We start from the raw sequence: 22,936 nt of genomic DNA on the forward strand, positions 1-22,936 counted from the left end.
ATGACGAAATACCAGGGCGGATGCCATTGCGGGGCAGTGCGCTACGGCACCGAGGCGGCGCCGCTCAATCAGCGCGTCTGCCATTGCCGGCGCTGCCAGAAGGTGATCGGCGCGGCCTTCAACGCCCGCCTTTTGTTTCGCATCGACGATGTCACCGTCGAGGGAGAGGTGGCGACGGTCAACACCTCTCCGGACCTCAAGCGCGGCTTTTGCGCCGCTTGCGGCACCACGCTGTTTTCCCGACGCGACTCCGCCGGCATCGTCGGCATCACCACCGGCTCGCTCGACGATCCCTCGCTGTTCAAGCCGGAGATGCATATGTGGACCGCCTCGAAGCAGCCCTGGCTGCAGCTCGATGACGGCCTGCCGCACCATGAAGGCGCGCCGCCTCCGAACTGACGCCGGCCTTACCGGAAATTAATCCCGAAACCACGACATAGCCGGCAAAGCGTCATTGGCGGGCCATGATTGGCTGCCTATCTATCGTCTGCGGGCCGGTATCGAGGAGACGACCGATGAGCGACAGAATCAGCACCCTGGACGAGCTTTTGAGCGATCCGATGGTCCTCCTCGTCATGGAGCGTGACCGCGTGCGCCCCGAACAGGTTCGCCTGCTGCTCGAACGTGCCCGCCGCCCGGCGGCCGACGCCGTGCCACCGGCGCATGTGGTGGCGAAAAGCTGCATGCAGCAATGGCTGGGAAGGTAAGGGCTTCCCCTTCTCCCCTTGTGGGAGAAGGTGGCCGAGCGAAGCTCGGTCGGATGAGGGGTGTTCCAGGGAACGCCAACGCCTCACTCCGCTGGAACACCCCTCATCCGTCTCGGCGCTACGCGCCGATCCACCTCCTCCCACAGGGGGAGAAGACAAGAGGGCCAATTCCTAACAACTTGATTCAAACTTTGTTGGTAATTTCTCGTTAGTAATCGAGGCCGGTTTGTCCGGCGGCGTCTGTTTGCCTTCGGTCTGTTGTGTTTTGCGTACAGGTCCAGATGCGGATTTCAGCCGTCGTCAGTTTCATGTTGGCATCGCTGTGGCTTGCCGGCTGTTCGTCCACAGCGGGCGTCGATGGCTTGCAACCGTCGAACGAGACGACCAGTTCGGTCGTGCGTCCGAGCGCGCCGGTCGCAGCGGCTCCGGCGGAGACCGCCGACCTCGCGCCGATGCGGTCCGACATGGTGGCCGACAACGCTGTGGCCGACAATGCGCCGCCCTTTTCCATGGTCGAGGAAGAAGAGGCCATCGTCGCGGGCACGCCGCAGGGGAGCACCAGACCACAGCTCGAGCCCGCCGCTCTGATGTCTGCGCCGAAGCGGTTGACGCGCGCGGCGCCGGCCATGCTGGCCTCGCCGGTCACCCGCTACGGTTTCCGCGACGCCAAGCCGATCAATTTCGGCAAGGCTTCGCCACGCTACCTTGCCGTCCACGGCGTCGACGTCTCGCGCTGGCAGGGCAATGTCAACTGGGGCAAGCTGCGTACCCAGGGCGCCAACTTCGCCTATATCAAGGCGACCGATGGCGGCGACCATCTCGACCCGATGTTCATGAAGAACTGGCGCAATGCCGACGCCGCCGGGCTGAAGCGCGGCGCCTATCATTTCTTCTACTGGTGCCGCACTGCGGGCGAGCAGGCCGATTGGTTCATCCGCAATGTGCCGAGGGTCGAAGGCGCGCTGCCACCGGTAATCGATGTCGAGTGGAACGGCGAATCTTCCTGCAAGCGGCGGCCGTCGCGGGCCACCGTGCTGGAAAAGATGAAGGTGTTCATGGACAAGCTGGAGCGCCATTACGGCCAGCGGCCCATCATCTACACCGCACCGGATTTCTATCGCGACAATCTCAAGGGTGCGTTTCTCGATTATCCGTTCTGGCTGCGCGCCGTGGCGCGGCATCCCTCAAAAGTCTATCCCGGCCGCAAATGGCTATTCTGGCAGTACTCCGGCTCCGGCCTGTCGCACGGCGTGACCGGCCGCATCGACCTCAACGTCTTCCATGGCGACGAGCGCGCCTGGCGGGCATGGGCAGGCGGGCAGACGACCGTCGCCGACGCCGATTGAACGTCAGGCCCGGTGCCGGTGCGCCTGCGCTGCCTGCCGCTGCGCCTTGGGTTGAATTTTCAGCGTCTCGCTAACGATCCGCTCACTGTGTCCTTTAGCGGTATCGCAACAGCCTTCCGGTAACGTGCCCGTGATCGGGTTTTCGGAGGGATCCATGCGCAATCCAGTTGTGGCTGTCGCACTTGCCGCCGCCGTCGGCTACGGGTTTTTCAGTTCGCTCGGCCACATGCCGGGCGGAAGTGGCGCTTCGCTGGCGGAGTCGAAGCAGAACGTCGTGTCCTATTCCACCGAGGACAAGGCGATGCAGGCCGCCAAGGACAGCGGCCGCTCGACCCTCAAGCGCTTCCACGAACTGATGGACGCCGGCACGCCGGGCACCTACACGGTAAAATTCCCGCTGACCCAGAACGGCGCCACCGAGCATATTTGGCTGCAGCTGGTGGGCTACAGCGAAGGCTCCTATATCGGCCTGCTTGCTGACGTGCCGGTCAATGGCAACAAGTACAAGATGGGCGACAGGATGACGGTAACCGAGGCCGACGTCGAGGACTGGATGATCAAGAACGGCAAGGTGATCTACGGCGGCTACACCACGCGCCAGGCGCTTGCGGATATGCCGAAGGAGCAGGTTGCAAAGTACGGGTTGACCTTCAAGGACTGAGGGTTGAGGCGCGGGCGAGTTTTATCGCGGGCCTAGAGGGCTGTCGCGCTTTTCGCGTTCGCGTATCTCTGCCGTCTGCGCCAGCACCCAGTCGCGAAACACCTTGATTTTGGGCGCGTTGCGGCGGCTCTCCAGATGCACCAGCCAATAGCCGTCGCCGTCCGATCCAAGCACGCCGAATGGCTGTATCAACTGGCCCTTTTCCAACAGGGCGCTGTAAAGGTTTTTGGTCAGGATCGCGGCGCCCTTGTCGGTTAGCGCCGCCATCGCATCATAGGCCTGCGTACCCAGTTTCGGGCCAGCGATGACGCGATCGGGCTCGAACGGCACGCCGGCAGCCTTGAACCAGATTTCCCACCAGGGATCGTCGGCACAGCATAGCGGCAGTTGGTAGAGATCCTCGGGGCGGTGGATGCCGCCGACGCTTTCGGCGAGTCTCGGGCTGAGCATCGGCGTATAGTCCGCCTTGAACAGATAGTGAGCCGTCAGTCCCGGCCAATTTCCACTGCCGGTGCGAATGCCGACATCCATGTCGCCGCGCGTGAAATCGACCAGCCCGTGCGATGTATTCACCTTCACGGCAAGGTCGGGATGCATCAGCTGGAATGTTCCAAGCCATACGGCCAGCCAGTTCGATGCGAAGGTTTCCATCGTCGTCACCGACAGCACGCCGGTCGCTCCACCCTTGGTGGCGACCCATGCGTCGGCCAGGGTCGAGAACGCGCCTGTTGCGTGCGGCGCCAGCTGCTGTCCGGCCTCGGTCAGCGCGATCTGCCTTGTTTTTCTTACGAAAAGCGGCGTTCCGGCACGTTCTTCCAGCACCTTTATCTGATAGCTGGCAGCTGATTGGGTCATGCCGAGTTCTTCGGCTGCCTTGGTGAAACTGCCCAGCCGGGCCGCGGCTTCAAAGACCCTGATGGCTCCTAATGGTGGCAGTTCCCAGCTCATGACGCATCAATCCTGCTGATGCATACTACGCGACGTTCGATTGGAAACCAAGCCCGGAAAACGGCATGCTGCATTCATCGGATCAAACCCTGGAGGATACGGCAATGACCACCACCATCGCTCTCTACAACACGCTTCGCCGGCCGATGCTCGACCTCTTCACCGCGCCGTTCAGACCTCGCAAGCACGGCCTGCTCGACCGCCGCTCGCTGTCGGATCATTTCCTCAGGGATATCGGCATGCTTGACGGACGCGTGCCTCCCGGCACCATTGGCTAAGCAAGCTCTTTGACCAGGGGAGGGAAAGATGACTGTGTTATCCGAGGATCTGGCGAAGAGCCGACAAACGATCAACGCCTATGAGGACTATGCCGAACGCTACGACGCTCTGGTGCGGCACGTTCCGAACCAAAGAGAACAGAAATGGCTGAAGCGCCTGGTGAAGATCGCCGGCAAAGGTGGCCGGATTCTTGAAGTCGGTTCGGGACCCGGATACGATGCGGACTTCGTCGAAGGGCTCGGTGTCCAGGTTCGGCGCACAGACGCAACGAAGCGGTTTCTCGAGTTGCAGGCCGCACGCGGCAAGCATGGTGAGTTTCTCGATCTCATCACCGACGATCTCGGCGGCCCCTACGACGCGGTGCTCGCATTGTGCGTCCTGATCCACGTGCCGCGCGAGCAGGCCGACCAGGTGCTTGCCAAGATTGCCGGGTCGCTGCGGCCGGGCGGCGCCTTCCTCGTCTCGATGCGCATTGGCGACGGCGAGAAGAGCGGCGAATATCATACGGTCTACTGGCGCAGGGACGACTTCGCGGCCCGCCTCGAAAACGCCGGGCTGGTTCTTGTCGGAGACGAATTCAACGTCGGCCGCGATCGCGAAGAGTGGACCACCTTTCTGGCTGTGAGGCCGTCATGACGCGCCGCGGACTGTTTTTGTTCGTGCTGCTCAGCCTCCTGTGGGGCATTCCCTATTTGTTGATCAAGCTGGCGGTTGCCGAGGTGTCGGTGCCCTTCCTGGTCTTTGCCCGAACAGCCGTCGGCGCCCTGGCGCTGCTGCCCTTCGTCCTTGTCCAGCGCAGTTTCGGATGGCTGAAGACACATTGGCGGGCGGTCGCCGCATTCTGTCTGGTCGAGATGATCCTGCCATGGGGGCTGATCACCCATGGCGAAGTCAGCATCGACAGTTCCACCGCCGGACTGCTGATTGCCATGACGCCGGCCGTAACCGTCGCGCTCTCCAAGCTGATGGGCTCGGATGAGCGGCTGGGGATACGCCGCTGGACCGGCCTTTTCCTCGGTTTTGCCGGTGTTTTCGTGCTGGCGCTGCCGACCTTGGGTGGCGGATTTCTCGCGGTCGTCGAGATTCTCATGGCCGCGGCCTGCTATGCCTCGGGTTCGATCATCGCGTCGCGCTGGCTGAACGATGTGCCGGCAACCTCGCTGACGGCAGTCTGTCTGGCAGGGGCCGCGCTGATCTACGCTGTGCCGGCGGCGTTGGCCTGGCCGGCGGCCATGCCGTCGACAACGGTGGTTGGCGCAATCCTCGGTCTTGGCGTGTTTTGCACGGCGATTGCCTTCGCCACCTACTTCTTGCTGGTGCGGGAGATCGGCCCCGAACGGGCGGTCGTCATAACCTATGTGGCGCCCGCCGTCTCCGTGGCAGCCGGCGTGCTCGTGCTTTCGGAGCCGCTCGATATCGGCATTGTCGCGGCCTTCGCGCTCATCCTGTGCGGATCATATCTCGGCACGTGGCGCGCTCCGCCAGAACCGTCCGTGTCCGCGACCTCGGCAAGTTGACCGGCGGCCGCCAGCCGCCGTCAGAAATAAGGTCGCAGGTTCTCGCGAATGCGGTCCAGCACCGTCTTTCCCGAGATATCGGCGGTGAAGGTCTTGCCTGTGATGGTCTCAAAGGCCTGCGTATAGACACGCGACGTCTGCTCGATGAGTTCGGCGGGGATTTTCGGAATACGGTCCTTGTAGGGATCGCAGCGCGCGGTTACCCAGGCGCGAATAAAGTCCTTGTCGAAACTTTGCGGCCGCTCGCCTGCCTTGAAACGCTCTTCATAGCTTGCCGCAAGCCAGTAGCGGCTTGAGTCGGGCGTATGGATTTCATCGGCAAGGATGATGGCGCCATCCTTGTCCGTGCCGAACTCGTATTTGGTGTCGACCAGGATCAGGCCGCGCTTGGCGGCCAACGCTTTGCCGCGCGCAAACAGCGCCAGCGCATAGCGCGAGACTGTGTCCCATTGCTCTTCCGATAACAGGCCGCGCGTCAGGATCTCGTCGCGCGTCAATGGCTCGTCGTGACCGCCATCGAGCGCCTTGCTGGTCGGCGTGATGATGGCCTGCGGCAGCTTCTCATTGTCGCGCAATCCGTCCGGCAGGCGGATGCCGTACATATCGCGTTCGCCGTTCTTGTATTTCGTCAGCACCGAAGTGCTGGTGGTGCCGGCGAGATAGTCGCGAACGACGATTTCCACCGGCAGAATGTCGAGCCTGGTGCCGACAACGACATTGGGGTCGGGATAATCGAGCACATGGTTTTGGCAGATGTCCGCCGTTTCCTCGAACCAGTAGCGCGCCGTCTGCGTCAGCAGCTCTCCCTTGAGCGGTATTGCGGTCAGGATCACATCGAAGGCGCTCAGCCGGTCGGTGGCGATGATGATGCGGCGGCCATCCGGCAGATCGTAATTCTCGCGGACCTTGCCTTTGTAGTGGTTCGGGAGTTCCGGAATGAAGGCATCCGAGAGAACGCGCAGTGCTGTCATCCTGGTCTCGTGGCTCCTAACAGTTTGGGCGACTCTTAACAAAGTTGGCGGGGCTTCGATACCCGAGGAAGGGCGGTTCGTCCTTTGCGAATAATCAAGACATTGCCTTCGCCGTGCTATCTATTTGCAGCTTCCTGCACTCCTGGGGGACGCGGTGGACGTAGAGCTCAAATTTCTGATTGTCGGATTTGCCTGCGCGATCGCGGGTGGTCTGTCGTTCATCACCTTCGTCAAATGGCGCGAGGTGCAGGCGATGAGCCACTGGCTGCCGGCGCCGGGCAAGATCATCTCGTCGCGCGTCGAGGCGCGTGAAGTCAGAAGGTCGGGCGTCGGCTCGGACAGCAGCGACACCACCGAGATGCGCAATTTTCCGGCGATCACCTTCGAATACAAGGTCGGTAAAAAGAAATATCAAAGCTCGCGCTACAGCGTGAAGGAGAATCTGGGGAATTTCGAAGTCACCGAAACCCTGGCGCAGTTTCCCCCCGGCGCTGAAGTGACCGTCTTCTACAATCCGGCCGATCCGGGCAAGGCCGTGATCGAACGCACCCTGCCGGACGGCGCCTTCAAGTTCATGGTCAAGCTCTCGGCCGGGCTGGTGATCGGCACGGTGGTGTTGGTGTTTTCGCTCGGTGGCGTGCTGGAGGCGATCCGGCCGCACCTGCCCAAGCCGCAGAACCTCGGCGCCGGAGCGCTGCTGCTGTTCATGGGCCTGATGATCCTGCGCATGGCCTTCGTCCAGAAGTCGCTTGCCGAGCGGGCGGCAAAATGGCCGGTCGCGCCCGGCCGCATCGATTCCTCCGGTCTGCAGGCGCTACGAAACTACAGCGGCCATCGACGCTGGAGCACCGTTTTCAAATCCCGCATCGTGTACAGCTACGGCGTCGCAGGCCAGCACTACACCTCAGACCGCGTCACCTTCGGCGCCACGGTCACCGCTTCAATGCCCGGCCTCGTCAGCGGCCAAGGGCGCAGCTATGCCGAGGGCGGCAAGGTCGACGTGCATTACGACCCAGCCAACCCCGCCTCGGCAGTGCTCGAATGCAGGGTGCGCGGGCTTTGGCTGCTGTGGGTCTGTTCGGCCGCGTTTCTGGGCGGCGCGGCGTGGCTGGTCGGTTTTATCTGAGGCGCCCACTTTCATGACGAGACATCCAATGATCGTCCGCAGGCTGGCTGTCGTTTCCCTGGCTCTGCTCGGCGCCGTGCAGGCAGCGAGCGCAAAAGAATGTCTGCTCAGCCATGCCACCTACCGCGAGCCGCGTTCGGGCGCGGTGATGCAATTCCGGCCGCTGAACAATGAGCCGGCGGCACTGACGGCCGAAGTGTTTTCGGTGACCGTGCCCAACACCGACACGCGCTTGCCGGCCGACATCACCTGGACCAATGGCAAAAATTCGCTTCCGCTCGGCACCATCCACCACGCCTGCACTGACGACGACCGCGAAGCGGGGCTGGAGGATGGCAGCGATCTCTGCCGGATATTGATGGGCCAGGTCTATGCCTTGACCGGAGGCGGCGCCGAGCAGCTGAATTCGCGCGAAGCGACACCGGCGCCGAAGGGCTGTTGCTGCCCGATTTCGGCGCGGCCTTCACCGAATTTGCCGATTTCTCCAATGCCAATCCGGACGGCTCGGCCTGGGACGCCTTCACTTTGACAGGATGCAGCGATGAATAACGCCATGAGACTGATTGTCTGGATCTGCACGCTGTTTGCCTCGGCTACGATATCAGCCGCAGCGCGGGCGGACGAGCCGGCGCCATCGCGCCCGCCGATCGACAAATGCGTCTGGGAAAAAATGGCCGACAAGACGGTTGGGCTGGCCGCTTGGGCGCAGCGCTGCGATTTCGGCTTCCGCCAGATCCATTTCGAGTTCGCCGGCAATGCGCTCGCCATCAAATACAGCGATGGCGGCGCGCCCGATCCGCTGGTCGAGGTGTTCGACATCAAATCGGGCGAAACCGCCGAGGCCGCGGTGCTGCGCCTGTTGCTGGAAAAGACCGACAAATCAGTCAGCGCCCGCTGCGTGCTGACGCCCTACACCGAGGGCACCGTGCCCACCGGCGTCAAACGCTACACATTCGGCCCCGATGCCGACTATGCAAAAGAACTGAAAGCGCTCGCCAATGATGAGGTCCCCGAACCGCCCTGCGGCGACTGGGGCGAAATGCCGGATGGTATTCAGTATTTCGAGGCGCCGGCGGGTGAGGGGCGGAGGGTGCTGTTCGTTCGGGCGGGGCAGGACGAGCCGCTGTTCGACGATCAGACGCTGCGGGTGTTGCAATAGGGGCGACAAAATTCCAGTCTGCTTTCGTGGTTAGTGACAGACTGAATGCCATCGCTTACGCATTCGGTAAACGTCGATCCCGACCAAACGGGCTGTTCCAGTGAAATTCTGTCTCACCCGTCTCTAGTCTTAGAGAGTTGATAAAGTAACCGCGCCATCTTAGAGAGGTAAAAGGCGAGGGAGAAATAATGCCTATAAAGAGAGTGCATGAGTTCCGAGACCCACTACACAACTTCATTGAACTCGACCGCCAGCAGCGTGCCTTGGTGGATTCGATCCCGTTTCAGAGGCTTCGACACATCCACCAATTGGCCCTTACATCGTTTGTATATCCTGGGGCCACCCACAAACGTTTTGACCATTCGATTGGTGTAATGCATCTGGCTCAAAAGGTATTCGACATATTAGTCGATCCAGCAAATATACACCCGACAGTTGAACACATAATTCCTGATCGGCAAAATCTTGCATATTGGCGGTCTGTTGTTTCGCTTGCTGCGTTGGCACACGATCTTGGTCACCTACCTTTCTCTCATGCGGCAGAGAAGAAGCTTTTACCTCATGGTGAGGACCACGAAAATTTGACCTTAGATCTAATTTCAAGTGATCTTATGGGGACTGTCTGGGACATGGGCCATCGAGTCCATGTGAAAGATGTTCAGAAGCTTGCTGTTGGCCAAAAGAAATTGAAAAGCGAAGATTTCTCGACTTGGGAATCTATTCTTTCAGAAATAATAACCGGAGATTCTTTTGGTGTCGATAGAATGGACTATCTTCTTCGCGATTCGTACTATGCGGGTGTTAATTACGGGAAATTTGATCACGCCAAGCTTATATCGTCACTTCGAATATTGCCCGAATCCGTTGGAAATGGAGGAAGTACGGAGCCTTTACTAGGTGTCGAGTTCAATGGCTTGCATTCGGCCGAAGCTCTTCTTTTGGCTCGCTATTTTATGTATGAGCAGGTATATTTCCATCCGATTCGGAGGATATATGATCTCCATCTGATTGACTACATGGTTAGTCACTATGGCGCGAACGGCTATCGCAAAGACGTTGCGTTCCATCTCTCTCAAACGGACAATGAGGTGATGTCATCGATTCGGGCGGCTTTTGGAAATTCGGACGCTCCGGGTCATGACTCAGCGCAGGCGATTCTCCGTCGAGGGCATTTTAGGTCCGTCTACAGCTACAATCCGACAGACCAGGAAGTTCTTCGAGGTGCTATTGAAAGTGGGAGTTTAGAGCCTGATATCAACAAGCCGCTAAATTCTCCTGCGTATCAGCTTGGTAAGATACTATCGAAGAATTTCGGGGAGGCTAACATTAAAACGGATTTTTATATCCAAGGATCGTCGCCGGCATTGTTTCCGGTGCTTATGCCGGACGGTCGCGTGGAATCATCCGTGTCTGTGTCCCCCATCCTTGCTAATTTCCCTCTTATGACCGTCGATTCAATATACGCTTCTCCAGCTATTGCTGAGGACGTCCGCGCTTGGATTGCCCGGGAGCGGAACGCCGTGCTCACAGGGGCTATGACATGACTACTACTAAAGAAATGGTCCTTATTGGTGGTGTCGTTAAAGCTCTCAGGGATCGTGGCAGCTGGACGGGCGAAACGCATGTTCAGAAAGCGACTTTCATCGCGAAAGTCGCAAAGCACGTTCCGTTCGAAAGTGAATTTGTGCTTTACAAGCACGGACCTTTTTCATTTGATTTGAGCAAAAGTATTGTTCACATGCGTAGCCGGGGTTTGCTTGTGACTGAAGTAAACCCAGGTTATGGTCCTTCATTTAATATCAAAGAAATTCTTTGGCGCGCGCTCGATCGAACTGCATCTAATATTTTTGCTCAGTATGAGGTTTCTATCTTGCAAATATGCGAAATTCTGGCGCCTAAGAGTGTCTCTGAGCTTGAGAGGATAGCTACTGCAATTTACGTTTCGGAGCTCTTGCCGAATTCTTCAAAGGAAGAGAAGATAAAAGAGCTGGTCCGCTTAAAGCCTCATATTCTGCCGGATTTGGCGAGCAGAGCTTTCGAAGAAGCAGGCCTCTTCCTCTAAAGAAAACGCGGTCAATAAAGCTATTGACCGCGTTTATGATTATTTGCAAGAGCTATCAAGCCTCAGCTGCACCCGCTCGTCGAACCACAAGTATCGCACTTCTCGCAGGTGCCGTTCCGTACCATGGTGAAGTTGTGGCATTCCGAGCATTCGTTGCCGGTGTAGCCTTGCATCAAGGATTGCTGCCGCCGTGTGGAGGCAAGCGCCTTTGCCTCGGCCGCTTCTTTCGCTGCTTCGTCGGTGAACAACCCGGTGGGGTCGGCAGCCTCCTCGGAAACAATATCTTCGACCAGTTCCTTGGCTCGCTCCTCATAGTCGCGCTTGTAGGCGATGGCTTCGTCGCTTGCTGGTTTAAGCGCCAACACGTTGGAGCCTGAGAACGCAGTTGGAGTGACCCGGGCAGGGGCCGCGGCAGGCGATCCGGCAAAACCCTTGGGTTCGCCACCTAAGCCCGACACCAACTTCACTGGTGACGCGCCGCGGGTAAGGCCCTTCGAGAACGGCGTAGCCTTGCCTTCGTTGATCCCGCGCCCGAGTGCCGTCTTGTCGAAATCCGACTGGTCGACATGGGCGAGGTCGTGACGGCCGAGATAGGATACGGCGAGCTCGCGGAACACATAGTCAAGGATCGACGTCGCATTCTTGATCGCGTCGTTGCCCTGCACCATGCCGGCCGGCTCGAATTTGGTGAAGGTGAAGGCCTCGACAAATTCCTCGAGCGGCACGCCATATTGCAGGCCAAGCGAGATGGCGATGGCGAAGTTGTTCATCATCGCCCGGAAAGCGGCGCCTTCCTTATGCATGTCGATGAAGATCTCGCCGATGCGGCCGTCATCGAATTCGCCCGTGCGCAGGTAGACCTTATGGCCGCCGACGACTGCCTTCTGGGTGTAGCCCTTGCGGCGGTTCGGCAATTTTTCGCGGTCGCGGTAGAGGCGTTCGATGACGCGCTCGACGATCTTCTCGGTGACCTGCACGGCACGCTGTGAAGCGGGCGCCGCGATCAACTGCTCGACCGCATCGTCCTCGTCATCCTCGCTGTCAGCGAGCAGCGACGAATTCAGCGGCTGCGACAGCTTCGAGCCGTCGCGGTAGAGCGCGTTGGCCTTCAGCGCCAGCTTCCACGACAGCATGTAGGCGCCCTTGGCGTCTTCCACCGTCGCATCGTTGGGCATGTTGATGGTCTTGGAGATGGCGCCGGAGATGAAGGGCTGTGCCGCCGCCATCATCTGGATATGGCTGTTGATGGACAGCGAGCGCTTGCCGATCTTGCCGCACGGGCTGGCGCAGTCGAACACCGCCAGATGCTCGGCCTTGAGGAAGGGCGCGCCTTCCAGCGTCATCGCACCGCAGACATGGATGTTGGCGGCCTCGATGTCCTTCCTGGAGAAGCCCAGCGCCGGCAGCATCTCGAACGAGAAGTCGTTGAGCTGCTCATCGGTGAAGCCGAACGTCTCCTTCACCCAGTCGGCGCCCAGCGTCCACTGGTTGAAGACGAACTTGATGTCGAAGGCCGACTTCAGTGCTGCGTTAAGCGCCGCGATCTTGTCATCGGTAAAGCCCTTCGCCTTGAGCGAGCCGGGGTTGACCGCCGGCGCCTGGTTCATGTTGCCGTGGCCGACAGCGTAAGCCTCGATCTCGGCGAGCTGGCTCTCGGAATAGCCCAGCGTGCGCAGCGCTTCCGGCACGGCGCGGTTGATGATCTTGAAGTAGCCGCCGCCGGCAAGCTTCTTGAACTTCACCAGCGCGAAGTCGGGCTCGATGCCGGTGGTATCGCAATCCATGACCAGGCCGATCGTGCCGGTCGGCGCAATCACGGTCGCCTGCGCGTTGCGGTAGCCATGCTCCTCGCCGAGTTCGATGGCGCGGTCCCAGGCAGCCTTGGCGTGCGCGGCCAGTTCCTGCTGCTTCAGGTCGGACGCGACCAGCGGCACCGGATTGACGGCGAGCTTCTCGTAGCCCTGCTTTTCGCCATAGGCGGCACGGCGATGGTTGCGCATGACGCGCAGCATGTTCTGCGCATTGCGGTCGTAGTCGGCGAAGGCGCCGAGCTCGCCGGCCATCTCGGCCGAGGTGGCATAGGCAGTGCCGGTCATGATGGCGGTGAGCGCTGCGCAGATGGCGCGGCCCTCGTCGGAATCATAGGGAATGCCGGACGTCATCAGCAGGCCGCCAATGTTGGCATAGCCGAGGCCGAGCGTGCGGTATTCATAGGACTGCTTGGCGATCTCCTTCGACGGGAACTGCGCCATCATCACCGAGATTTCCAGAACGACGGTCCACAGCCGCACCGTGTGCTCATAAGCGGCGATGTCGATCGTGCCGTCGGCATTGCGGTAGGGCAGGAGATTGATCGAGGCGAGGTTGCAGGCCGTGTCGTCGAGGAACATGTATTCCGAGCACGGGTTCGAGGCCCGGATCGCACCGGCCGAGGCGCAGGTGTGCCAGTCGTTCATCGTCGTGTTGAAATGCAGTCCCGGGTCAGCGGACGCCCAGGCGGCGTAACCGATCTTTTCCCAGAGGTCGCGTGCCTTCAGCGTCTTCAGCACCTTGCCGTCCTTGCGGGCGGTCAGGTGCCAGTCGGCATCGTTCTCGACGGCGCGCAGGAAATTGTCCTTCAGCGACACCGAATTGTTGGAGTTCTGGCCGGAAACGGTGAGGTAGGCGTCGGAATCCCAGTCGGTGTCGTAGGTCTTGAACGACATCGCGGTGTAGCCCTGCTTGGCGAACTGGATGACGCGGTAGATGTAGTTCTCCGGCACGGCCGACTTCTTGGCCGCCTTGATCTCGCGCTTCAGCGCGGTGTTGATCGACGGGTCGAAGCAATCGTCATCATGGCCTTCGCAATTGATGCAGGCCTTCATGATCGCTTCGAGATGTTTTTTCACGATCTTGGAGCCGGTGACCAGCGACGCCACCTTCTGCTCTTCATTGACCTTCCAGTCGATGAATTCCTCGATATCGGGATGGTCGGCGTCGACAATGACCATCTTGGCCGCACGACGCGTGGTGCCGCCCGACTTGATTGCGCCCGCCGCGCGGTCGCCGATCTTGAGGAAGCTCATCAGGCCGGACGAACGGCCGCCGCCCGACAGCTTTTCGCCTTCGCCGCGCAGCATCGAGAAATTGGAGCCGGTGCCCGAGCCGTATTTGAACAGGCGCGCTTCGCGCACCCACAGGTCCATGATGCCGCCTTCGTTGACGAGATCGTCCTGCACGCCCTGGATGAAACAGGCATGTGGCTGCGGATGCTCGTAGGAGGACTTCGACTTGGTCAGCTTGCCGGTAAACGGGTCGACATAATAGTGGCCCTGGCTCGGACCATCGATGCCGTAGGCCCAGTGCAGGCCGGTGTTGAACCATTGCGGCGAGTTCGGCGCAACGCGCTGGGTGGCGAGCATATAGGCGAGTTCGTCGCGGAAGGCGCTCGCGTCTTCTTCCGACTTGAAGTAGCCGCCCTTGTAGCCCCAATAGGTCCAGGTGCCGGCCAGCCGGTCGAAGACCTGGCGGGCGTCGATTTCGGAACCGTAGCGCTCGGCTTCCGGCAGCTTGGCAAGCTCGGCCTCGTCGGCGACGGAGCGCCACAGGAAGGAGGGGACGTCGTTCTCCTCGACCTTCTTCAGGCGCGCGGGCACGCCGGCCTTGCGGAAATACTTCTGCGCCAGGATGTCGGCGGCAACCTGCGAGAACTGCGCCGGCACATCGATATTGTCCAAGCGGAACACCACCGAGCCGTCCGGATTCTTGATCTCCGAAAGCGCCTTGCGGAATTCGATCTCCGCGTAAGCTGATTGGCCTGGCTTGGTGAAACGACGCTCGATGCGCATTGGTCCGGTCCCTTTTGTCTATATATAGCGCTTTTCCCCGGGGATTTCTGCCCCCAATGCGAAACGCGCATGTCCGCCGTCTGCCGGCGTTCGAAAACACCGGCTCTCCTTGTGGCAGTCTTCGTCGCCTTGCTGGTCGAGCTTCTTACGATGCCGCTGTTCCAACTCTGCGCCGAACCCTGCGGGTCCCTCAAAACTGAATTTTTCCTCGATTCCCTCGACCGAGGGAAATTCACACTATCTAGCGTCGAACCTGCCTGCAAACACTAAATATAGTGTTAACAGACAATTTATTCCAGTCCGACAAATCTCCCTTTTCGCTCCCGAAGCCCCCACGATCCAACGCTTCCGCCAGCCTCGTAAACAGGCGGAAATCATGGCCAAAACGCACAAAATCCGGGAAAATGACCGGGCTCGAAACTCTCCGGTCGCGCCCTCAACAAGAGCACATGGCACATAAAAGGCGACTCGGTTTGCGTCGTCAAGGATTCGTTTGCGTAGCTTTTGTGACCCCAACATCTTGTGTGTCACATATGTGGATAACGGGGACAAAAAGCGGCTGAGGAAAGCCCGATTCTGCCGGCGTGGACCGCTGGTGAGCGGTTCACCCGAGACAGGCCCGGCCGGATTCTGGCTCACAGCCTTTTCATTTTAGCTGGCGTGCATTATGTCTTTGGCGTCGCGCGGGGGCGCGTCTTGTCAATTCCAAGAGCATCCGTTACGCCCCGCCCATGACAGTTACCGTCCGTTTTGCCCCCTCACCAACCGGCCGCATTCATATCGGCAATGCCCGCACCGCCTTGTTCAACTGGCTGTTTGCCATGAACAACAAGGGCCGTTTCATTCAGCGCTTCGACGACACAGACATTGCCCGCTCGAGGCAGGAATTTTCCGACGCCATCCTCTACGACCTGCACTGGCTGGGGATTTTTCCCGACGCCACCGAATACCAGTCGCGGCGCTTCGAAACTTACGACGCGGCGGTGGAGCGGCTGCAGAGAGCCGGCGTTGTCTATCCCTGCTACGAGACCCCCGAAGAACTCGACCTGCGCCGCAAGGTGCGCCGCACGCGCGGCCTGCCGCCGGTCTATGGCCGCGAGGCGCTGGCGCTTTCGCAGCAGCAGATCGCCGAATACCGCTCCGATGGCCGCCGGCCGCACTGGCGCTTTCTGCTGCCGAATTTCACCAGCGATCCGCTGCAGCCCGAACGCACCGAAGTGCACTGGAACGATCTGGTGCGCGGCGAGGAAACCGTCGATCTGGCCTCACTGTCCGATCCGGTGCTGCGGCGCGAGGACGGCACTTATCTCTACACGCTGCCTTCGGTCGTCGACGACATCGAGATGGGGGTCAGTCATGTCATCCGCGGCGACGACCACGTCACCAACACCGGCGTGCAGATCGCGCTGTTCAAGGCATTGGGCGCCGAGCCGCCTGTCTTCGGCCACCACAATCTCTTGACCACGGCCTCGGGCGAGGGCCTGTCGAAGCGCAGCGGTGCGCTGTCGATCGAAAGCCTGCGCGAGGAGGGCATCGAACCGATGGCTGTGGCTTCGCTGGCCGTCCTTGTCGGCACCTCGGAAAATGTCGCGGCGGTGCATGACATGCCGGCACTGGCCGCGCGCTTCGATCCGGCCGCCACGTCGAAATCGGCGGCCAAATTCGACCCGGACGAGCTGTTCGTGCTCAATCGTGCGCTCATGCACCACATGCCGTTTTCCGAGGCGCGGGATCGGCTGATCGTGCTCGGCATCTCCGGCGACAAGGCCGAGCCGTTCTGGCTGGCGGTGCGCGGCAATCTCGACCGGCTGAGCGACGCGGTCGGCTGGTGGCGCATCCTTGCCGACGGCCCGCAGCCCGCGCCGGAATTTTCCGACGAGGATCGCGACTTCCTGCAGCAGGCCTTCGACCTGTTGCCGGAAGAGCCGTGGACCGGAACGGTGTGGAAGGACTGGACGGCCAGGATCAGGGAAGCCAGCGGCCGCAAGGGCAAGGCGCTGTTCATGCCGCTGAGACTGGCGCTTACCGGACTTGCTTCCGGGCCGGAGCTTGCAGATCTATTGCCGCTGCTGGGTCGGGAAGGAACGCTGGCCCGACGACCCTGACCTTGCGCTGGTCCGGCGGGATCAGCGACGCCGGCGACACCACCGGCTTGACGGCAAGGCGCTTGATGGCGGCGCGGTCGAGCCCGCCTTGTACGTTCGCCAGCGTCTCCGGATCCGCGCCCGGATCGGGTTTGGCCGCCGGCACCGGAATGAATGGCGTTGTCTCGGTATCAGGCTGCGATTGCTCGGGCGGTGGCGGGTTGCCGCCGATGATCTCGAAATTTCCGGCCTGCGCATTGCAGCCACAAGCCAGCGGCCGCGACATGTTGGGCTGTTTGTAGAGATAGGCGGTCGGCAACTCGCTGTAGGGCCTGCCGGTCACCGACGACGTCATGTTGGCCGAATCGTCTTCCATGCCGCGCGAATAGAACACCTGCATTTCGGTGCCGGGGCAGCTCGATTCGCAATTCTTCTGGTCGCGCTCGAAATCGCCGAGCGAAGCCGAGTTCGACATCGGGAAGAAATAGCCGTCGCAGGTGCGCACGCAGCTCGTATGGAACTCGCCGCCAACCGTCGGGAAATCCGGCACGCCGGGCTGATTGAGCACCCGGCGCACATTGCGCTCCTCGCCGGGATCATCGGGCTGATCGAGCGTGTCGATCTGCCGGTTGCCGCCGAAAAGCTGGTCGAACAGATTGCCGTCGTCGGGTTCGCGGCTGGCTTCCTGCAGCGGCTCCTGGCGCGGCGCGGGCTCGTCACGGCAGCCATTGGCGTCGAGCGCGGCCAGGATGCGGCCGCGGTCGCGCCGCGAGCCGCCGCCGGCAAGCTGCGCGCGCTTGGCTTGCAACGCATCGAGATTGGCGTTCATGCGATCGATGCTGCTGTTCAGCGCAGCACATTGGCTGACATTGCGCGAAAACAGCGAAAACCCGCAATTCGCATCGCTCGCACGACCGCGCACCTTTGATAGCTGTTCGAACTGGCGGGAGATGGCCTTGTCATACTTCCGCACCATGCTGGAATTGCCGCCGCCATTCGATGAAGAAGCAAGCTCGGCTTCCAGTTGACGGCAAACGCGGGAGGCGGCCTGCGGTTCAGTGGTGGCGACGGCCGAAAGCACAAGCGCTCCGAGCAGCGCAGCCAGGTGCTTCAGCCTCCATCGTCCGCCCGTCATTGCCCGAACCCCGCTTGCCTGCCTGTCTACCGGATTCGCCGTTAACCGTTCCCTCAATCTACAACCAAAGATGGTCTTAGCCCATAGACGCGTTGCAGGAGGCGTTTGGATAGGGCGGCAACTGTGCGATCTCACCGCTGCATGAAAAAGGCGCAATCGCCCCGGAATTATCCCACGATCCAGCAATGCCCCGGGGAGCTGGCATGATCGCGATTACCCGTCGAACCGCGCTGCAGTTCGGTCTGTTGTGCCTGGCGGCGCCCGCCGTCCGGGCGCAGGAAAATCCAGCCGCTCCGGACTGGCGCAGCAAATTGGTCGAAGCCGGGCGTGAGCAGATCGGCGTCACCACCTTCTACGACCCGGCCTATGTCCGCCTCGGCTATCCCGGCGGCGACGTCGCGCCGGATAGGGGCGTGTGCACGGATGTCATTGTGCGCGCCTATCGCCGCGCCTTCAATCTCGACCTGCAGAAACTGGTGCATGAGGATATGGCCGCCAATTTCGCCGCCTATCCCAAGACCTGGGGTCTGAAAGCGACCGACCGCAACATCGATCACCGACGGGTCGGCAACCTTGCCGCCTTTTTCGGGCGCAAGGGTGCTTCCTTGGCCGTAAGCGAGGATCCTGCCGACTTTCAGCCGGGCGATCTTGTCACCCAGATGCTGCCCGGCAACCTGCCGCACATCGTCATCGTCTCATCCGAACGCTCGGCGGACGTGCCGGGAAGGCCGCTGGTCATCCACAATATCGGGTCGGGCGCCCGCGAGGAGGACACGCTGTTCGCCTTCAAGCAGACCGGGCATTACCGTTTCGTGCCTGCCTGACGGCGTCAGTTGAAATGAACCACCGCCTGTGCCTTGTGCGCCGCCTCGACCACCGCAAGCGCCGTCATGTTGACGACGCCGCGCGAGGTCACCGACGGCGTCAAAATATGCGCCGGCTTGTCGGTGCCAAGCAGGATCGGCCCGACATGCAGCGCGTCCATCATCGTGCGCAGCGCGGTCAGCGTGATGTTGGCGGAGTCGAGGTTGGGGAACACCAGGAGATTGGCTTCGCCCTTCAGCCGCGAATGCGGATAGACGCGCTGGCGCAGATGCTCCGACAGGGCTGAATCGGCATGCATCTCGCCGTCGCATTGCAGGTCGGGCGCAACGCGCGCCAGGATCGCCGCCGCCTGCCGCATCTTCAGCGCGCTGGGTGAATCGCGCGAGCCGAAATCCGAATGCGACAGCAGCGCTGCCTTCGGCTCGATGCCGAAGCGCTGGATTTCCTCGGCCGCCAGAATGGTCATTTCGGCGATCTCCTCGGCCGTCGGGTCGACCGAGACATGGGTGTCGGTGAGGAAGATGATGCCGCGCTGCGAGATCAGCATCGACAGCGTCGACAGGTCGCGGTCCTTGACGCCTGCGCGTGGTCCGATGACCAGCGTCACATTGCGCAGATGCCGCTCGAAACGGCCCTCGAGGCCGCAGATCATGGCGTCGGCATCGCCGCGTTTGAGGGCCAGTGCCGCAATCACCGTATTGTCGGTGCGCACCATGGTGCGCGCGGCTTCCGTCGTCACGCCGCGCCGGCCGGCAAGCTCGATCAACAGGTCGACATAATGGCGGTAGCGCGGATCGTCCTCAGGGTTGATCAGGCCGAAATCGGCGCCCGGCTTGATACGCAGGCCGTAGCGCTTCAGCCTGACCTCGATGACATGCGGGCGGCCGATCAGGATCGGCTCGGCAATGCCTTCCTCCAGCACCACCTGGGCTGCGCGCAGGACGCGCTCGTCCTCGCCGTCGGCATAGATGACGCGCTTGGCGGTCGACGCCTTGGCCGACGAAAACACCGGCTTCATCACCAGGCCGGAGCGGAAGACGAAGCGGTTGAGCTGGTCGATATAGGCGGCGAAGTCGGTGATCGGCCGTGTCGCGACGCCGGTGTCGCAGGCGGCCTTGGCCACCGCCGGCGCGATGCGCAGGATGAGGCGCGGATCGAAGGGCGAGGGGATCAGGAAATCGGGCCCGAAGATCGGCGTCTCGCCGGAATAGGCGCGCGCGGCGACATCCGAAGGCTCTTCGCGGGCAAGGGCGGCGATCGCCCTGACCGCCGCCATCTTCATCTCCTCGTTAATGGCGCTGGCGCCGCAGTCCAGCGCACCGCGGAAGATGTAAGGAAAACAAAGCACGTTGTTGACCTGATTGGGAAAATCGGAACGGCCGGTGCAGATCATCGCGTCGGGACGGGCGGCGCGCGCGACCTCCGGCATGATCTCGGGATTGGGGTTGGCCAGCGCCAGGATCAACGGCTTAGGCGCCATATGATCAAGCAATTCCGGCTTCAGCACGCCGGCGGCCGACAGGCCGAGAAAAACGTCGGCGCCAGGGATCACATCGGCCAGCGTGCGCGCCTCGGTGTCCTTCACATAGGGGTCTTTCCAGCGGTCCATCTCGTCGGTGCGGCCCATGTAGGCGACGCCGAAGCGGTCGGTGACCCAGATGTTCTCTACCTTGGCGCCAAGCGAAACCAACAGGTTGAGGCAGGCGAGCGCTGCCGCACCGGCGCCTGAGGTGACGATCTTGATGTCGGAAATGGCCTTGCCGGCGAATTCCAGCCCGTTGAGCACCGCGGCGGCGACGATGATGGCGGTGCCATGCTGGTCGTCATGGAAGACGGGAATGCTCATGCGGGCCTTCAACTGCGCCTCGACCTCGAAGCATTCGGGCGCCTTGATGTCCTCGAGATTGATGCCGCCGAATGTCGGCTCCAGCGCCGAGATCGTCTCGACCATGCGCTCTATGCCCGGCGCGTCGATCTCGATGTCGAAGACGTCGATGCCGGCGAATTTCTTGAACAGCACCGCCTTGCCTTCCATCACCGGCTTGGAGGCGAGCGGGCCGATATTGCCGAGCCCGAGCACGGCCGAGCCGTTGGAGACGACGCCGACCAGATTGGCGCGCGCTGTATAATCGGCCGCGGTTGCCGGATTGTCGCGGATTTCGAGGCAGGGCGCGGCAACACCCGGCGAATAGGCCAGCGCCAGATCGCGCTGGTTGCCGAGCGGCTTGGTTGCCTGAATCTCGAGCTTTCCCGGCCTTGGATGCTTGTGGAAGTAGAGGGCGGCTTCGTCGAGGTCCGAACGTGCCGTTTTTTTGTTCTCGCCTTCCATGCGGCCGCTCCCTCAAACCTGCTTTGCAGCCTTTTAGCACGCAAAAATGGTTTTTCGCGACGCCAAATAACGCAAGGGCGGCTAAAACAACCGGGGTCGAAAAGACCGAATTATTTCAAACGGTTGCGCGGAAATCCTGCTGAGGATGCACTGAGCCCTTCAGAACGCGCTGACATAGAGGCCGCCATCGACCGGGATGTTCTGGCCGGTGAGATAACCGGCATGGACCGAGCACAGAAAGGCGCAGATCTGGCCGAACTCTTCCGGCGTGCCGAGCCGCTTGGCCGGAACGTCGGCGCTGATGCGGGTCTTGCGCGCTGCGGCCGCTGCCGGGTCTTCCATCGTGCCGGCCTCATGCGGGCCGCGCAGCCGGTCGGTGTCGAGCTTGCCCGGCAGCAGGCTGTTGATGGTGACGTTGCGGTCGATCACCGTGCGCGCCACGCCGGCCAGGAACGAGGTCAGCCCGGCTCGCGCGCCGGACGACAGATCGAGGCCGGGAATCGGGACGTAGACCGACAGCGAGGTGATGTTGACGATGCGGCCGAAGCCGCGCATGGCCATGCCGTCGATGACGGCCTGCACCAGTTCGATCGGCGTCACCATGTTCTGCGTCACGCCTTCGAGGATCTTTGCGCGGTCGAGTTCGCGGAAATCGCGCAAGGGCGGGCCGCCATTGTTGTTGACCAGGATATCCGGGTCGGGGCAGGCGGCAAGGAGCGCGTTCTGCACGTCGGGTTTCGAGACGTCGCCGACGATCTCGGTCACCTTCACGCCGTAGCGTTCGCGCAGTTCGGCCGCGGTTTTTGCCAGCAGCTCGGCATTGCGGCCGTTGACGACGAGATCGCAGCCGGCCTCGGCCAGCGCCATGGCGCAGCCGCGGCCCAGCCCTTTGCTCGATGCGCAGACGATGGCCTTCTTGCCTTTGATGCCCAGATCCATGACGATTTTCTCCTGTGAATGGCGCGGTACGCTAGCCCTTTGGCTGGCCCAATCGCAACCGTCATACGGTTGTTGCATGAATCGGGGCATAGCCTGCGCGAAAGCAACGGTGACGATCTGATGTCCGGTACAGAAACCCGCACTTTCCGCAGCATGTTCATATCCGACCTGCATCTCGGATCGAAGGCGGCCAAGGCCGAGTTCCTGATCGATTTCCTGCGGTATCACGACGCCGATATCATCTATCTCGTCGGAGACATCGTCGACGGCTGGCGTCTGCGGCGCAGCTGGCATTGGCCGCAGAGCCACAATGACGTCGTCCAGAAACTGCTGCGCAAGGCGCGAAAGGGCACCTCGATCACCTATATCGCCGGTAATCACGACGAATTCGCGCGCCAGTTCCAAGGCGTGCATTTCGGCGGCATCGTCGTTGCCGACCGCGCCATCCACGAAACCGCCGATGGCAGGCGCCTGCTGGTCATCCACGGCGACCAGTTCGACACCGTCGTCCACAATGCACGCTGGCTGGCCTACCTCGGCGACTACGCCTATGACGCCGCGATGATGGTCAACCGCGTGGTGACGAAGCTCCGCCATTTGCTGGGTCTCCCTTACTGGTCGTTCTCGTCCTGGGCCAAGGTCAAGGTCAAGAACGCGGTCAACTTCATCGGCTCGTTCCAGACGGTGCTGACCGAGGAGGCCCGCCGCTCGCATGTCGACGGCGTCATCTGCGGCCACATCCATCACGCCGCCATCGAGACTTATGAGGATGTGCAGTACATCAACACCGGCGACTGGGTAGAGAGCTGCACGGCGGTGGTCGAACATTTCGACGGCAAGATGGAGATCATCCACTGGGCGCTGGTGCTGCCCGAAGTACCGGACGAGCCGTTCATCCCCTTGCTGATCGAAGACAGGGTCGTCGAAGCGGCATAACCCTCCTGTTAATCGACTGGTCCAGGCAGTTTCGGACCGCTTTCGCGCATGTTAAGGGATCGATCTGCGTTGCAGCCCTTTGTGC

At 61.3% G+C, this 22,936-nt stretch carries 21 protein-coding genes; 15 read left to right on the forward strand and 6 right to left on the reverse strand.

Annotation, left to right across the window (positions count from 1 at the left end):
• The 4 genes from NKI64_RS18755 (at window position 1) to NKI64_RS18770 (ending at window position 2,714) form a co-directional block, all read left to right on the forward strand.
• Entirely contained in the window at window positions 1-399 is a 399-nt protein-coding gene (locus NKI64_RS18755) for a GFA family protein (RefSeq protein ID WP_023684918.1), read from the forward strand.
• A 116-nt stretch (window positions 400-515) separates the two neighbouring features.
• Complete coding sequence (locus tag NKI64_RS18760) at window positions 516-707, forward strand: hypothetical protein (protein ID WP_023669058.1); 192 nt, start codon at window positions 516-518, stop codon at window positions 705-707.
• Between the two features lie 281 nt (window positions 708-988).
• Entirely contained in the window at window positions 989-2,053 is a 1,065-nt protein-coding gene (locus tag NKI64_RS18765; RefSeq protein WP_023825095.1) for a glycoside hydrolase family 25 protein, read from the forward strand.
• A gap of 154 nt (window positions 2,054-2,207) precedes the next feature.
• Window positions 2,208-2,714 carry a DUF2314 domain-containing protein gene (locus NKI64_RS18770; RefSeq protein WP_023700830.1) on the forward strand — a complete coding sequence of 169 codons (507 nt, stop codon included), beginning with the start codon at window positions 2,208-2,210 and terminating at the stop codon, window positions 2,712-2,714.
• Between the two features lie 21 nt (window positions 2,715-2,735).
• Here NKI64_RS18770 and NKI64_RS18775 read toward each other — a convergent pair whose 3' ends face one another.
• On the reverse strand, window positions 2,736-3,662 hold the full coding sequence (locus NKI64_RS18775) for a LysR family transcriptional regulator (RefSeq protein ID WP_023731194.1): 927 nt from the start codon (window positions 3,660-3,662) through the stop codon (window positions 2,736-2,738).
• A 65-nt stretch (window positions 3,663-3,727) separates the two neighbouring features.
• On the opposite strand from NKI64_RS18775, the gene NKI64_RS18780 reads away from it, so the two are divergent.
• From NKI64_RS18780 to NKI64_RS18790, 3 genes are read left to right on the forward strand one after another with little or no spacing between them, the layout of a single operon-like run.
• The gene (locus NKI64_RS18780; protein WP_023731195.1) at window positions 3,728-3,940 is read left to right on the forward strand and encodes a hypothetical protein; all 213 of its coding nucleotides are present in this window, start codon (window positions 3,728-3,730) and stop codon (window positions 3,938-3,940) included.
• Window positions 3,941-3,968: 28 nt separating this feature from the next.
• The gene (locus NKI64_RS18785; protein ID WP_023694158.1) at window positions 3,969-4,577 is read left to right on the forward strand and encodes a class I SAM-dependent DNA methyltransferase; all 609 of its coding nucleotides are present in this window, start codon (window positions 3,969-3,971) and stop codon (window positions 4,575-4,577) included.
• A complete protein-coding gene (locus NKI64_RS18790) occupies window positions 4,574-5,458 on the forward strand; it encodes a DMT family transporter (protein WP_023697600.1) in 885 nt (294 codons plus the stop codon). The genes NKI64_RS18785 and NKI64_RS18790 overlap by 4 nt, the downstream gene beginning before the upstream one ends.
• A 20-nt stretch (window positions 5,459-5,478) precedes the next feature.
• Here NKI64_RS18790 and NKI64_RS18795 read toward each other — a convergent pair whose 3' ends face one another.
• Complete coding sequence (locus NKI64_RS18795) at window positions 5,479-6,420, reverse strand: phosphoribosylaminoimidazolesuccinocarboxamide synthase (RefSeq protein WP_023734562.1); 942 nt, start codon at window positions 6,418-6,420, stop codon at window positions 5,479-5,481.
• Between the two features lie 163 nt (window positions 6,421-6,583).
• On the opposite strand from NKI64_RS18795, the gene NKI64_RS18800 reads away from it, so the two are divergent.
• The 5 genes from NKI64_RS18800 to NKI64_RS18820 all read left to right on the forward strand — a co-directional run bounded on the left by NKI64_RS18800 (window position 6,584) and on the right by NKI64_RS18820 (window position 10,776).
• Entirely contained in the window at window positions 6,584-7,555 is a 972-nt protein-coding gene (locus NKI64_RS18800) for a DUF3592 domain-containing protein (RefSeq protein ID WP_023822372.1), read from the forward strand.
• Between the two features lie 13 nt (window positions 7,556-7,568).
• A complete protein-coding gene (locus tag NKI64_RS18805; protein ID WP_352669346.1) occupies window positions 7,569-8,084 on the forward strand; it encodes a hypothetical protein in 516 nt (171 codons plus the stop codon).
• A 24-nt stretch (window positions 8,085-8,108) separates the two neighbouring features.
• A complete protein-coding gene (locus NKI64_RS18810) occupies window positions 8,109-8,714 on the forward strand; it encodes a hypothetical protein (protein WP_352669349.1) in 606 nt (201 codons plus the stop codon).
• A 188-nt stretch (window positions 8,715-8,902) separates the two neighbouring features.
• Complete coding sequence (locus NKI64_RS18815; RefSeq protein WP_352669352.1) at window positions 8,903-10,258, forward strand: HD domain-containing protein; 1,356 nt, start codon at window positions 8,903-8,905, stop codon at window positions 10,256-10,258.
• On the forward strand, window positions 10,255-10,776 hold the full coding sequence (locus tag NKI64_RS18820) for a hypothetical protein (protein ID WP_352669355.1): 522 nt from the start codon (window positions 10,255-10,257) through the stop codon (window positions 10,774-10,776). Before NKI64_RS18815 ends, NKI64_RS18820 begins: the two co-directional genes overlap by 4 nt.
• Before the next feature lie 62 nt (window positions 10,777-10,838).
• On the opposite strand, the gene NKI64_RS18825 is transcribed toward NKI64_RS18820, so the two are convergent.
• The gene (locus NKI64_RS18825; protein ID WP_352669358.1) at window positions 10,839-14,603 is read right to left on the reverse strand and encodes a vitamin B12-dependent ribonucleotide reductase; all 3,765 of its coding nucleotides are present in this window, start codon (window positions 14,601-14,603) and stop codon (window positions 10,839-10,841) included.
• A 731-nt stretch (window positions 14,604-15,334) separates the two neighbouring features.
• Between NKI64_RS18825 and gltX the strand changes: the two genes are divergently transcribed.
• A complete protein-coding gene (gene gltX / locus NKI64_RS18830) occupies window positions 15,335-16,708 on the forward strand; it encodes a glutamate--tRNA ligase (RefSeq protein ID WP_023684934.1) in 1,374 nt (457 codons plus the stop codon).
• On the opposite strand, the gene NKI64_RS18835 is transcribed toward gltX, so the two are convergent.
• The gene (locus NKI64_RS18835; protein WP_352669361.1) at window positions 16,626-17,822 is read right to left on the reverse strand and encodes a DUF2865 domain-containing protein; all 1,197 of its coding nucleotides are present in this window, start codon (window positions 17,820-17,822) and stop codon (window positions 16,626-16,628) included. The two genes, gltX and NKI64_RS18835, sit on opposite strands and share 83 nt — an antisense overlap.
• Window positions 17,823-18,025: 203 nt before the next feature.
• Here NKI64_RS18835 and NKI64_RS18840 point away from each other — a divergent pair, with 203 nt between their 5' ends.
• Window positions 18,026-18,646: a DUF1287 domain-containing protein gene (locus NKI64_RS18840; RefSeq protein WP_023711449.1), complete on the forward strand. Its 621-nt coding sequence runs from the start codon at window positions 18,026-18,028 to the stop codon at window positions 18,644-18,646.
• 5 nt (window positions 18,647-18,651) lie between these two features.
• On the opposite strand, the gene NKI64_RS18845 is transcribed toward NKI64_RS18840, so the two are convergent.
• Together NKI64_RS18845 and NKI64_RS18850 are read right to left on the reverse strand one after the other, a co-directional pair.
• Window positions 18,652-20,976, reverse strand: a complete 2,325-nt coding sequence (locus NKI64_RS18845) for an NADP-dependent malic enzyme (RefSeq protein WP_352669364.1) — start codon at window positions 20,974-20,976, stop codon at window positions 18,652-18,654.
• A gap of 159 nt (window positions 20,977-21,135) precedes the next feature.
• Window positions 21,136-21,915, reverse strand: coding sequence for an SDR family oxidoreductase (locus NKI64_RS18850; RefSeq protein WP_023806492.1), 780 nt, complete (start codon window positions 21,913-21,915; stop codon window positions 21,136-21,138).
• Between the two features lie 120 nt (window positions 21,916-22,035).
• On the opposite strand from NKI64_RS18850, the gene NKI64_RS18855 reads away from it, so the two are divergent.
• Entirely contained in the window at window positions 22,036-22,851 is an 816-nt protein-coding gene (locus NKI64_RS18855) for a UDP-2,3-diacylglucosamine diphosphatase (protein WP_023694171.1), read from the forward strand.
• Window positions 22,852-22,936 lie beyond the last annotated feature (85 nt).

Source organism: Mesorhizobium sp. M0478 (genome assembly GCF_040321305.1).
Classification (GTDB): domain Bacteria; phylum Pseudomonadota; class Alphaproteobacteria; order Rhizobiales; family Rhizobiaceae; genus Mesorhizobium.